We start from the raw sequence: 12,770 nt of genomic DNA on the forward strand, positions 1-12,770 counted from the left end.
ACAAGGTTCGCCCGGATTTGGATCCGGTGGAGATCGCTCGTTGGTTGGACAACGTCGCCCGCCGGTTGAGTGAGAGGTTCGGGGTCGAGGTCCATCCCGTACTCCTGAAGCATGCCGAACCGGCCGCACCGCCGGCACCCGAGCCGGTTCCCCAGGTCCCCGAGGCGGCGCCGACCCGCCACCTGCCGGCGACCGGGGGACTGGCCGTCGGGGTCGCCCGACTCACCGATGCGATCATCCGTCCGTACGCCGGACCACTTCCCGGGCGGCCGGCGCTCATGGCCGAACTGCGCGACCGGGTCACCGCCGCGCTCAACGGTGGCCTGGGCGAGGAGTACGCCGCCCAACTCGCCATCCGGATCGCGGCAGCTCACGGCGTCACCCACCAACCCACCGAACTTCACGGAGAGCAGTCATGAGTCAGAGCAGCCGGCTGGCCGCGTTCCACCACCTGTTGCTGCGGGTCGACAGCACGTTGCCCGACGAACTGGTCGCCGAGGCCCGTACCTGGTTGGCGGCGGGGATGCTGGTCGACGTCGCCCAGGCGGTGGTCTTCACCGCCATGACCGGTCGCGTCGCACTCGACCCGGCGGACATCGCCCTACTCCGGGAGACCCTCGGCGAGATCGGTGGCGACACCGACCCGCTGGCGGAAATCGAGACCGCCACCGCCGAGGTGATGCCGCTGTACGGACTCGCACCGGTCGGCCCGGAGGTGCTGGCCGACCACGGCGAGCTGATTCCGTACAACGTCGATCTGACCCGGTCGGACGGTGGCCCGGCGGGTCCTGACGGGGTCGACACGGCCCTGACCGGCGCGATCGGCGAGGAGAGCGGCTTACTGGCGCTGTGGCGCTGCTGGCGCTACCCGGCACTGGACACCCAGTGGCCGCCGGCCAAACGGATGTACCTGGTGTACGCGGCCGACCCGACCGGCGGGGAGAACCTGCCCGGCATCACCGCCCGTCTCCAGCGTGTCCTGGCCGACGCGGGTGAGGTCGATCCCCTCGTCACGGTCTTCAGCGACGCGGACACGCTGCCGATGTTCCAGCGCACCGCGCTCGGCTTCGCCGCGCTGCTCTGGACCGCCGAGCCACAGCCCGAGGTCCGGATCGCCCGGCTGTTCGACCCACTCGATTCCGGTACGGCCGACCGTGCCCCGGCGGCTGACGACCCGCTCGACGCCGACGAGCGGGACCGCGTCCTGCGTTACCTGGCGCACGGGGTGCCGCTCGTGATCACCACGACCCTGTTCGACGACGTGGTGGACCCGGCTCGGGGCGCCTCGGTGCCGATGAGCTTCCGTACCGACGGGACCTGGGTGTGGAGCGACGCTGTCGCGTACTACCTGGACCAGCACGGGCTGGCACCGGAGGCCGACTTCACCGCCCACATCCGCGGCGGCCGGTACGCCGTACCCGAGGTCGACGTGTTGAGCCTGCATCGGGCGCTGGCAGCCGTACAGGCACCGGTTGCCGCACAGGAGGCGAGCCCGGTCGGACTGGTGACCGGATGACCCCTCGATCATCGTGAACCGGATCGGCGTGGCGTGCGTAGTGCAGGCGACCGGACAGTGAACAGCGCCATCCGCCCTGAACGGCCGGTCGGACCAGGGCCATGCGGGGAAGGGGCGGTCCGGTGACCTCAGAGCGCGCCACGGCCCCGGCCGTCGGGTCGGTGATCGCCGAACTCGTCGGTGACGCGCTACTGCTGCGTACCGCTGCCGACGACCCGGCGACGCTGATCCGGCTCACCGCCGCGCTGCCGGTCGAGCCTGACCGGGTCACCGTGCTCACCGCACCGGCGGTGACCGCGCTTCCTGGTCTGTTCACCGTCCTGCCCGAGATCCTCGGCGAGCACCTCGGCGGAAGCGCCGCCGGGATCCGGCTGCTCTGCCTCGGCACGTACGCCGAGGCGGTGGCGGTGGACCATCTGGTCCGCGACCTCGCGGACCGGATCGGACAGGAGATCATCCTGCCGTTGGATCCGTGCACGGTCGACGAGGACGGGCAGCCTGCAACGCTCACCGGTGGGCGAAAGTGGCTCAGCTGCGCGCCGGGTGGGACACCCCTCCCGCAGCCGGAATGGCCGCCGGGACCACCGGCACAGCCTCCCATCGCCACAGGCTCCGGCACGGCCCCGACCGTGAGCGGGGAGGCGTTTCGTCGGGCTGCGGCGACTGCCGACGCCTCGGTGCTCCGACGTCCCGGCATCGGCCACCTGGCGGGCTCGTCCACACTGCGCTATCTGCCGTACGGCGGCAGCAGCCGGCGCCGACCCGGCCCGTCCGCGTCGCTGCCCGGCCCGTCCGCGTCGGTTCCGCCAGCCGAGGCCACCCCGGCACCCGCTGTCGACAGCCGCCCACCGGTCACGGTGGCCATTTCGGACCAGGGGATTCCCGGACGGTCCACCCCGGCGGGTTGGTCGTTCCTGGCCGAAGATGCGCCGACGGTCGCCATGCCGCTGGCGGCGGGCTTCCTGGTGGAGGTCGAGATCGGTGCGACCGGGTTCCGGGTGGCCGATCGTCCCGTACCGTCCGCCGGCCTGGCGAAGTTGATCGTGGCAGCCAAGCATGGGTCGGGCCGTCCGGTGATCCTGCTCAGCTCGGGCACCTTCCCCGGCGGTCCGGCCGCCGACCTGCTCTTCGGCGGGCTCGCGGATGCGCTCGGCGGCCCCGTGTACGTCGCCGACGCGGCCGTGTCGGTGACCGCGCACGGATTGCTCGTCACAGAGGGCCAGTTCCGTCGGTGGGCACCGAGAGGCGCCACACCAGCCGCAGGCTCACGCCACCGGGTGGTCGGACGCGTTCTCCCCGTGCCGGCCGGCATGCGGCGTCGTCCGGTCAGCTCGACGGCAGCCCTGCCGGCACCGTCGGCGACCGAGGTGTCCGGGGCGCCCGTACCCGGTGTGTCCGGGCCGGGTTCACCCGAAGTGGTCGGAGCGGCCGTGACCGAGCCGGGCGGATCCGAGACGGCTGCCGTTGCGGAGTCGGCTGCGCACGCGGTCGAGCCGGTACCGGTCGAATCGGTGGCCCTGCTGGACCTGGCCCGCTGGCGTCACACCCCGCCGGCACTGGAGGGGCAGCGGATGTCGCAGCCACCGGGGCCGATTCCGGTGGCCCCGGTGCCCGACACCGCGACGGCGTCGCAGGCTCCGCATCCGACCGTCGCGCTGGCATCGCCGGCCGGACCGGTCGCGTACACCGGGGTCGCCCGGTCGGAGACGCAGGCGGCGGCGCGCAGTCGACCCGTACCAGATCCGGTCGCTGCGCCGACACCGCCTACCGTCGGCGCGGGCTTCGGTGATCCGGGAAGCCCGGCGCTGCTCGACCCGGGAACTCCGGTGCAACTCGATGCGCCGATCGGCTACGAGCCTTCCGCACCCTACGGCGCCGACCAGCCGCAGCCGGCGGTTGCGGGGATTGCGGCGGACCCGGTCGCCGTGGCAGAAGCCGTAGGCGGGCCGTCCGCACCTGCGATGGCGGCGATCGAGCCCATCGCCGACCACGCCGGCATCGGCACCGCGCAGCCCACGGTCCCGGCGACGGCGACGCCGGTGGCACCGCCACCGCCCAGCCCCGAGATCCGACCGGCGGCGTCCACCCCGGCCCCGTTCTGGCTCGTCGAGCAGGACTGGGACCCGGCGGACCGGGGCCGTCTGCGCGACGCCCTCAACGGGCGGTACGACGCACACGTACGGGTGATCACCCGGACCCTGGCCGAGGAGCCGGGGATGCGTGCCGCCGGCGCGTCCACCGAGATGATCGCCGGGCTGGTCGCACTGCGGGCGTACCACGACGGCGAGCGGGAGGCGGTGAACCGGGAGTTGCGTACCGGCGGTCCCGTCGCGGACGACGCCGGGGCTTCCGGCAGCGGGTCGGGGGAGCGGGCCCGACTGCTGGCGCGCGGCGCCGTGCACGGGCTGCGCCGGCTGCCCACCGTGCTCGGGCCCGTCTACGCGTCGGCCCTGGTGCCGCCGCCGGCACTGGCCGGCTACCGGCCGGGGCTGGACGTCGTCGAACCGGCCTTCCTCGACGTCGACCTCGCCGCCGGCCCCGCGCCCGAGGCGACCGTCCAGTTCGTCATCTGGTCCGCCAGCGCACGTCGACTCGACCGGATCAGCCCTGGCGACACGGCCGCGGCTCTCTTCCCACCCGGGAGCCGGTTCGCGGTCCTCGCGGTCGACCGTCCGGACGACGAGCAGGAGCCGATCCGGGTGCTGCTGCGGGATCTCGCCGGCCAGGGCGTACGCGGCGACCGGGGCGTGGAACGGCTGCTCGAGCGGCTGCGCGCCGCGCACACGCCCGCCACCTCGGCCAAACCGTCCCGCCGCCTGGAGTACGCCCCGGGGCTCGACCAGTCGGGGCGCGCCTATGCCATTCCGTCGCAGCTCGTACCGTCCGGCGCTGCCGAACCGCAGTCACCGGCCGGGAACAGTGGAGGTAACCGCACGTGAGCCAGGACATGCTGTCGGTTTCCCAGCACGACCCCACCTGCCCGTCCAGGATCTCGGACGCGTTGGCGGCGGCCGCGCCGGGCGCCACCATCGTGGTGCAGCCGGGGACCTACCGGGAGCAGTTGCGGCTCACCGGCGACGTGACCCTGGTCGCCGAGGACGGCCGGGGCACCGTCACCGTCCAGGCCGACGGCGGCGTGGCGGTGTTCGTGGGGGGCGGCTCGGCCACCCTGCGCGGCCTGGCGCTCAGCGGCGGCAGCGACCGGTTCCCGGCGGTGCAACTCGGCGGCGGCACGCTACGGATGACCGGCTGCGACGTACGCGCCGACGGGATCGTGGCCGTGCACGCGGTGGCCGGGCGGCTGGAGCTGGACGACTGCGCGGTGACCAACCCGACCGGCGCCGGGTTCCTGGTCGAGCAGCAGGGCGGCGGGACGATCGGCAACACCGCGATCAGCGACATCGGCGGTGCGGCGATCGTCATCGCCGCTGGCGCCGATCCGGAGTTCCTGGGCTGCACCGTCTCCGAGGTCCGTGGCGCCGGGGTGCTCTCCACCCGAGGCGGCCGGGGCACCGTACGCGGTTGCGAGATCAGCGCGGTCGACGGCCCGGCGGTGGCGGTCGAGGAGGACGGCGCGATCCAGGTCGTGGACACCGTCGTGCGGGACACCCCCGGATCCGGGCTGGTCGCCACCGACGGCAGCCCGGTCCTGCAGGACTGCGAGTTCCGTGGCATCGGCGGACACGGACTGGTCTGGTCCGGTCGAGCCACCCCGCAACTGCACCGCTGTCGGGTGACCGGCACCGGCGGCCACGGCGCCTACCTGCTCGAGGCCGCGGCCGGTCTGCTCGACGGGTGCGAGTTCGCGGAGACGACCGCAGCCGCGGTAGCGCTCACCGGTACGGCCGCGCCTCGGATCGAGGGGGGCCGGATCGTCGGCGGCGACGGCGTCGCAATGCTGTTCGACGGATCGGTGACCGGCGAGGTGACCGGTACCACGATGGAGGGCGGCACGACCGGAGTCCTGATCCGGGCCGGCGCCGACCCGCTGCTGGCCGGTCTGACCATCAAGGGCGCCACCGGGTACGGGCTGGAGTCCGTCGACGGCGGCCGGGGCACCGTACGCCGGCTCGGGGTGACCGACTGCGCCGAGGCGGCGATCCGGGTCGGCGCCGAAGCGACGCTGGCGATCGAGGACTCGAACCTGCGCGGCGGCCGGGTCGGGCTGCTCGTCGCGTCCGGTGGCACCGCCACCCTGACCTCCTCCGACGTGGGCGAGGCGCAGGAGGCGGGGGTGACCGTCGAGGCGAGCGCCGAAGTCACCCTCCGGGACACCCGGGTGCACCACAGCGGCGGCGCCGGGATCCGGTTCGCCGCCCGGTCGCGGGGGCGGCTGGACCGCTGCGACATTTTCGACAACGCCGCCGACGGGGTGTGGTTGGACACGACCGAACCGGTGTCGATGACCGAGACGACCGTTCGTAACAACGGCGTCCAGCAGGTACGCCGGGGCGTGCCGAACGGCTCGCCGGAGCCGGCCCGCGTCGGCGAGGACGAACCGCAGCGACCGGAGTCGGCCGAGCCGGCCGGGGACCCGGTGCCGGCGGAGCGTGCCGCCGAGGACCCGGTCACGCCGTTGCTGGCCCAGCTGCACGCCCTGGTCGGGCTCGCCGGGGTCAAACAGGAGGTCGCCACCCTGGTCGGTCTGCACCGGATCAGCGCCCGCCGCAGCGCCGCCGGGCTGCCGATGCCGCCGATGTCGCGGCACCTGGTCTTCGCCGGTGCGCCCGGCACGGGCAAGACCACGGTGGCCCGACTCTACGGGCAGATCCTGGCCGCGCTGGGTGTGCTGCCCGGCGGGCAACTCGTCGAGGTCGCACGGGCCGACCTGGTGGCCGAGCACATCGGCGGGACCGCGGTGAAGACGACGCAGAAGTTCACCGAGGCGATCGGTGGGGTGCTCTTCCTCGACGAGGCGTACGCGCTCGCACCGGTGGAGGGCGGGTCGGGCCACGACTTCGGTCGGGAGGCGATCGACACGCTGGTCAAGTTGATGGAGGACCACCGGGACGAGGTGGTCGTGGTGGTGGCCGGCTACTCGCCGCAGATGCGTACGTTCCTGGCGTCGAACCCCGGCCTGGCGTCGCGGTTCTCGCGGACGGTGGAGTTCGACAGCTACACCACGGACGAGTTGGTGACGATCGTCGAGCGGCTGTGCAGCACCCACCACTACGCGTTGGAATACGACACCCGGCTGGCCCTCGCCCAGTTGTTCGACACGATGCCGCGGACCGAGTCGTTCGGCAACGCCCGGGTCGCCCGGCGGGTGTTCGAGGAGATGATCGGGCGGCAGGCGTACCGGCTGTCCGAGGCGGGGGCGTCCTCCGGCGTCGAGCTGGCCCAGCTGCTGCCGCAGGACCTCGGTGCCGCGGCCGCCTCGGCGGTGAGCGCCGGTGCGCCCCGCGCGGCCGAGGTGGACGCGCTGCTGTCCCAGCTCAACAACATGATCGGGCTGGCCGGGGTGAAGCGTGAGGTGTCGGACCTGATCGACCTGCTGGCGAACGTACGGGCCCGGGTACGGGCGGGTCTGCCGGTCCCGCCGGTTTCCCGGCACCTCGTCTTCTCCGGCCCGCCCGGAACCGGCAAGACCACCGTGGCCCGCCTCTACGGGCGGCTGCTGACCGCACTGGGTGTGCTCAGCGGCGGGCAGTTGGTCGAGGTGGCCCGCGCCGACCTGGTCGGCGAGTACGTCGGCCACACCGCGCACCGTACGCGGGAGGCGTTCGACCGGGCGCGTGGCGGGGTGCTTTTCATCGACGAGGCGTACACGCTCGCCCCGGCCGACAGTCGCAACGACTTCGGTCGGGAGGCGATCGACACGCTGGTCAAGTTGATGGAGGACCACCGGGACGAGGTGGTGGTGATCGCCGCCGGTTACGACCAGGAAATGGCCGCGTTCCTGGCGGCGAACGCCGGTCTGCAGTCGCGGTTCACCCGGCACATCCACTTTGTCCACTACCAGGCCGACGAACTGGTGGCGATCTTCGAAGGGCTGGCGCGGGCGAGCGGCTACGAGTGTCCGGGCGACACCCTGGTGGCGCTGCGGGCCCATTTCGAGCGGGTGCCGACCGGCCGCTCGTTCGGCAACGGCCGGTACGCCCGGCAACTGCTCGACGAGGCGGTGACCCGGCAGGCGGGACGGCTCCGCTCGGTGGCATCGCCCAGTGTGGACGACCTGCGAATTCTGCGCGTCTCGGACGTATCGCCAGCGGTGGGTGCCGATGTCTGATACCTGAACGGCCACGAACGACAGTCAGAAAAGCCTTGCCACACACCAACATTCATCTCCAAGACATTCATGTGTCTCCTTACCTCCACCGTCGGTCAGACCGGGCAACGCAACGTGGCGGCAGTCGCCGGGCGCTCCGCCCGACGGCGGTGGCGTTGGGAGGCAACTCGGTGGTTGCGGTGTGCAATGAGGCGGGCACGGCGGTGTCGTCCCCGACCGGTCGGGACATCGCCGAACCCTCGCGACCGGACCGACGTGTCACCGACGCCCGGATGGCGGTCCTGTACGAGACGCACGCCGATCCGCTGTTCCGATTCCTGTTGCGGCTGACGCTGGGCGCCCGGCACCTGGCCGAGGACCTGCTCCAGGAGACCATGGTGCGCGCCTGGCGGAGCATCGACGTACTCGCCGCGGATCAGGAGTCCCAGCGTCGGTGGTTGTTCACCGTGGCGCGGCGGATCGCCATCGACGCCGCTCGCGCCCGACAGGCCCGGCCGACCGAGGTGGGGGTCGTGGACATGTCACGGCTGCCGGCGACCAACGACGCGATGGAGGGGGTGGTCGCCGCGCACACCGTACGCGAGGCGCTGCCCAAGCTGAAGCCGGAGCACCGTACGGTCCTCATCGACCTGTACTTCCGTGGCCTGTCGACCGGTGAGGTCGCCGCCCGGCTCGGTATCCCGGAGGGCACGGTGAAGTCGCGCGCCCACTACGGCCTGCGGGCGCTGCGTGCCGCCGTCGGGTCGACGAACGCCGACTGACCGTGCCACGGTGGTCGGCCGGGTCGGGTCCTAACCTTGGGGTGACAGCACCGAGCGGTGCCCTCCACCCGAGCAGATCCGGCGGATCCATGACCGACCTCGACCGCGAGCACCCGGACCCGAACCACCCGGCCGGGCTCTACCTCCTCGGCGCGCTGGACGCCGACGCCGAGGCCGCCTTCGAGCGGCATCTCGCCGGCTGCGCCTCCTGCCAGGACGAGTGCGACCGGCTCGGGCCGATGGTCACCGCGCTGGGGCAGCTCGACGCCGACGAGGTCGTCGACCGGGACGAACCGAGGGGCGGTTTCCCGACCGGGTGAACCGGGCCGGTCAGCCGCGCCACCACTTCTGGTTGGCGTCACCACTGCACTGCCAGAGCTGCAACCGGGCACCGTTGGCGGTGTTCCAGTCCCGTACGTCGACACACTTGTCGGCCAGCTTGTTGACCAGGTCGTGGGCGCCGTTGAGGGTGAACCGCTGCGCTGGGCCGCCGTTGCAGACCGCGAGCTGGACGGTGGTGCCGTCGGCCGTCGAGGCCCATGCCGCGTCCATGCATTTGCCGAACGCCCGGACACTGCCGTCGCTCGCGAACGTCCACCGCTGGTTCGCCGAGCCGTTGCACGACCAGAGCCGCAGCGGTGTTCCGTCCGCCGAGCCAGGCGCGTCGATGCACTTGTCGACGTACCCGTGGATCGTGACGCCGGACGGTGCCGGCTTGGTCGTCGTCGGGTTGGCCTTGGGCGGGTCCGCCGGCGGCTTCGGCGCAGGTGGCGCTGCCGGGGGTGGCGCGGCCGCGACCGGTGGCGCCACCGGGGGTGCGGCCGGTGGTACGGCCGGTGGTACGGCCGGGGGTGCCGCGGCTCCGGCCGGCGGTAGGGCCTGCGGCGGCGCGGATCCGACCGGTGGTGGCACCGCCGGGCTGCCGGGGTGCGGCAACGGGGCTCCGGCGGGCGGGCCGCCCAGCCGTGGATCGTGGGCGTAGTGGTCAGCGTAGGCGAGCACCATCGCGGTGTGTTCCCGCAGGCCCGGTGAGTCGGGCAGGCCGCCGGCCTGCTGGACCACGGCGCTGCCCCAGTGGTACGCGGCGAGCGCCATCGGGTACGGGTCCGGCCCGATCCCGGACAACTCGCGGGTGAGCACGCACATCGCCTGACCGAGCGCCGGGATCGCCGTCTGGGGGTCCCACGGGGAGGCGGTCGGGGGCGCGTACCGGGCCCAGGTCTGCGGCAGGAACTGGGCGATCCCCTGGCCGCCACCGGCGCTGAGCAGGTTCGGGTTGAAACCGGAGGACGCCATCAGTTGGCCCGCGACCCGGGCCGGGGTGACGGTGCCGCAGACCTGACCGGCGGCCAGCACCAGCGGTAGATAGGCGTCCGGCACCGGGATCGGAGCGGTGCCCGCGGTGGGCACTGCCCCGACGGCGCGCGGGGTGGGGCTCGGGCTGCCGGAGGTGAGGTCCGGCTGCCGCTCGTACCAGGTCGCGTACGCGGCCACGGTGTCGACGTACCCGCGCGCCGCCGCCGGCACCCCGCCCGCCGTCCGTACCGCCGGCAACCCCGACCGGTACGCGGCCAGCGCCAGCCGCCACGGGTCCCCGTCGACACCGGTCCGGCGTACCTGTCCGACCAGGTCACACATGTGATGGGCGAGGGCGAAGATGTTGGCGCCGATGTCCAGCCGGGGTGCCCGCGGCCACGGCGCCCAGGACTGCCAGGCGCTGTCGGTCAGTGCCGCGATGCCGGACCCGCCCGAGGAGTTCGCACGCAGGTTCACCTCGAAGCCCGAGGCCGCCATCAACTGCGCCGCCACCTTCGCCGGGCTCAGCGCCGGGCAGGACAGGGCGGCGGCCGCGATCGTCGACACCTGCGCCACGGGAACCGGGCTGGCCGCACGACCGGCCTCCTGCGCGGTAGCGTCACCGAAACCGGAGCCGGCCGCCACCGCGCACACCCCGACCAGCCCCAGTACGGCGGTGATCGCCACCGCCCGGCGCAACCGCAGACCGAGCCGCAGGTGCCGTACGGGCAGCCGAAGCGTCCCGGTCCACCGACGGACGGCGGCCACGGCCCGGCCGCCGAGGCGTCGTACGGCTTCGCCACCAGCCGTTGCCCGCACGGGCACCTCCCTCACCTCACCCGGACCCGCCCCCCACAACGGCCCGGACCCGCCGCCGGTTCACCGTTGCCGGGCTCCGGCTCAGCCGCCGCCGTGACGCGACGGACCGATCACGACTCAGGAGCCGGTGGCGACGGACCGATCACGACTCAGGAGCCGGTGGCGACGGACCGATCACGACTCAGGAGCCGGTGGCGACGGACCGTCAGCGGCTCAGGCGCCGGTAGCGGCGGACCGCCAGCGGGGCGAAGACCGCGATGAGCAGCAGCGGCCAGGCGACGGCCAGCAGCACCGGATGCCGGGCGACGAACGAGTCCCCACCGAGGCCGGGATTGCCGAACAGCTCACGGGCCGCCGCGACCGTGGACGAGAGCGGGTTCCAGATCGAGATCGCGCCGAGCCAGTCCGGCATCAGCTCCGGTGCCACGAAGACGTTGGAGAGTGCGGTGAGCGGGAAGGCCAGCGGGAACACGATCACCGACACGGTCTCCGGGTTGGGCACCACCAGGCCGAGGTAGATACCCAGCCAGGTGAGCGCGACCCGGAGCAGCAGGATGAGCGCCACCGCGAGCAGCGCGTCGGCCCACCCGTCGCGCCACTGCCAGCCGACCAGCAGCCCGCAGACGACCAGGGTGGACATCTCCAGCAGGGCACGCAGCAGGTCGGCCACGCTCCGGCCGGTCAGCAGCGCGGACCGGCTCACCGGCATCGACCGGAACCGGTCCACCACACCCTTGTTGACGTCGGTGGCGATGCCGGTGGCGGTCGCGCCGAGGCCGTACAGCATGGTCATCACGAAGACGCCGGGCAGCAGGAACTCCCGGTAGCCACCGCCGCCCGGTACCGCCATGCCGCTGCCGAAGACGTAGCCGAAGACCAGCACGAACATGATCGGGAGGGAGAAGTAGAGGATGAGTTCCTCCGGTGCCCGGACCACGTGCGTCATGTAGCGCCCGGTCATGGCGCGGGCGTCGGAGACCGCCCAGCGCAGTCGTGTCGCCGCGGTCGGTGCTGGCTCCGCGCCGGTCGCGACCGGTGCGCCGGTACGGGAGTCCACCATGGTGTTCATCGCCGCTCAGCCTCGTTTCCGCTGGTGGAAGCCCTGGTCGAGGGGCCGGTGGAGCCGTCGGTCGCCGTGCTCCTGGAACCGCCGGTGAGGTGCAGGAACGCCTCGTCGAGCGTGGGTCGCCGTAGCCCGATGTCCTCGACCGAGATGCCCGCGTCGACCAGTGCCCGCATCACCTCGGCGAGCGCGGCGACCCGGTCGGTCACCGGGGCGCTGAGCCGGCGGGTCTCCGGGTCGCGGTCCGGGGTCGTGGCGCAGACCCGCTCGACGATGCCGGCCGCGACGTCCAGCTCGGCCACGTCGTGCAGCACCACCTCGACCCGGTCACCGCCGATCTTCGACTTCAGCTCGTTCGGGGTGCCCTCGGCGACCACCCGACCGGAGTCGACCACGGAGATCCGGTCCGCCAACTGGTCCGCCTCCTCCAGGTACTGGGTCGTCAGCAGCACCGTCGTCCCGTCCCGGACCAGGTCCCGTACGGCGTCCCAGAGGCGGTTGCGGCTGCGCGGGTCCAGACCGGTGGTCGGCTCGTCGAGGAACAGCACCTCCGGTGTCCTGATCAGGCTGGCGGCGAGGTCGAGCCGGCGGCGCATCCCACCGGAGTATTCACCCGCCGACCGGCCGGCCGCGTCGGCGAGACCGAACTGTTCCAGCAACTCGTCGGCGCGACGGCGGGCCGCGCGCGGGGCGAGGTGGTGCAGCCGGCCGAACAGGGTCAGGTTCTGCCGCCCGCTGAGGATCTCGTCGATGGCGGCGTACTGCCCGGTGAGCCCGATCCGGCCCCGTACCCGCGCTGCCTGGCGGGTGACGTCGAGCCCGGCCACCTCCGCCCGGCCGGCGTCGAAGCTGAGCAGGGTGGCGAGGATCCGTACCGCCGTGGTCTTGCCGGCGCCGTTCGGCCCGAGCAGGCCGTACACCGTCCCGGCCGGCACGGCCAGGTCGAAGCCGTCGAGCGCCCAGTTGGGTCCGTACCGTTTGCGCAGCCCCTCGGTCAGGACCGCTGGTCGTGTGGTTGTCATGACCCGAGCCTGCGGCGCCGCGCTGACCGCGCACGCACCGGCGACTGACGGGCCCGCACCGGTC

General features: G+C 73.1%; 9 protein-coding genes. 6 read left to right on the top strand and 3 right to left on the bottom strand.

Annotation, left to right across the window (positions count from 1 at the left end):
- The 6 genes from AB0J90_RS11315 to AB0J90_RS11340 form a co-directional block, all read left to right on the top strand.
- The coding region (locus AB0J90_RS11315) for a hypothetical protein (RefSeq protein WP_363594646.1) at positions 1–419 on the top strand (419 nt) is incomplete at its 5' end.
- Positions 416–1,516: a hypothetical protein gene (locus tag AB0J90_RS11320; RefSeq protein WP_363594648.1), complete on the top strand. Its 1,101-nt coding sequence runs from the start codon at positions 416–418 to the stop codon at positions 1,514–1,516. The genes AB0J90_RS11315 and AB0J90_RS11320, both read left to right, overlap by 4 nt.
- 122 nt (positions 1,517–1,638) lie before the next feature.
- Positions 1,639–4,455 carry a hypothetical protein gene (locus AB0J90_RS11325; RefSeq protein WP_363594650.1) on the top strand — a complete coding sequence of 939 codons (2,817 nt, stop codon included), beginning with the start codon at positions 1,639–1,641 and terminating at the stop codon, positions 4,453–4,455.
- Positions 4,452–7,745, top strand: a complete 3,294-nt coding sequence (locus AB0J90_RS11330; protein ID WP_363594652.1) for a right-handed parallel beta-helix repeat-containing protein — start codon at positions 4,452–4,454, stop codon at positions 7,743–7,745. Before AB0J90_RS11325 ends, AB0J90_RS11330 begins: the two co-directional genes overlap by 4 nt.
- A 272-nt stretch (positions 7,746–8,017) precedes the next feature.
- Positions 8,018–8,506, top strand: a complete 489-nt coding sequence (locus tag AB0J90_RS11335) for a sigma-70 family RNA polymerase sigma factor (RefSeq protein WP_363594654.1) — start codon at positions 8,018–8,020, stop codon at positions 8,504–8,506.
- An 89-nt stretch (positions 8,507–8,595) separates the two neighbouring features.
- Positions 8,596–8,826 (top strand): zf-HC2 domain-containing protein, encoded by a 231-nt coding sequence (locus AB0J90_RS11340; RefSeq protein ID WP_363594656.1) that lies wholly within the window; start codon positions 8,596–8,598, stop codon positions 8,824–8,826.
- Between the two features lie 10 nt (positions 8,827–8,836).
- Here AB0J90_RS11340 and AB0J90_RS11345 read toward each other — a convergent pair whose 3' ends face one another.
- From AB0J90_RS11345 to AB0J90_RS11355, 3 genes are all read right to left on the bottom strand, one after another.
- Positions 8,837–10,621 carry a ricin-type beta-trefoil lectin domain protein gene (locus tag AB0J90_RS11345; RefSeq protein WP_363594658.1) on the bottom strand — a complete coding sequence of 595 codons (1,785 nt, stop codon included), beginning with the start codon at positions 10,619–10,621 and terminating at the stop codon, positions 8,837–8,839.
- 205 nt (positions 10,622–10,826) lie between these two features.
- On the bottom strand, positions 10,827–11,690 hold the full coding sequence (locus AB0J90_RS11350; protein WP_363594660.1) for an ABC transporter permease: 864 nt from the start codon (positions 11,688–11,690) through the stop codon (positions 10,827–10,829).
- Positions 11,687–12,706: an ATP-binding cassette domain-containing protein gene (locus AB0J90_RS11355; RefSeq protein ID WP_363594662.1), complete on the bottom strand. Its 1,020-nt coding sequence runs from the start codon at positions 12,704–12,706 to the stop codon at positions 11,687–11,689. The genes AB0J90_RS11350 and AB0J90_RS11355 overlap by 4 nt, the downstream gene beginning before the upstream one ends.
- Positions 12,707–12,770 lie beyond the last annotated feature (64 nt).

It is taken from the genome of Micromonospora sp. NPDC049523 (genome assembly GCF_040676775.1).
Classification (GTDB): Bacteria; Actinomycetota; Actinomycetes; order Mycobacteriales; family Micromonosporaceae; genus Micromonospora_G.

Coding starts and splice junctions, on each gene's coding strand:
- AB0J90_RS11320 (WP_363594648.1), top strand. CDS start 416: ATGAGTCAGAGCAGCCGGCTGGCCGCGTTCCACCACCTGTTGCTGCGG.
- AB0J90_RS11335 (WP_363594654.1), top strand. CDS start 8,018: ATGGCGGTCCTGTACGAGACGCACGCCGATCCGCTGTTCCGATTCCTG.
- AB0J90_RS11340 (WP_363594656.1), top strand. CDS start 8,596: ATGACCGACCTCGACCGCGAGCACCCGGACCCGAACCACCCGGCCGGG.
- AB0J90_RS11350 (WP_363594660.1), bottom strand. CDS start 11,690: ATGAACACCATGGTGGACTCCCGTACCGGCGCACCGGTCGCGACCGGC.
- AB0J90_RS11355 (WP_363594662.1), bottom strand. CDS start 12,706: ATGACAACCACACGACCAGCGGTCCTGACCGAGGGGCTGCGCAAACGG.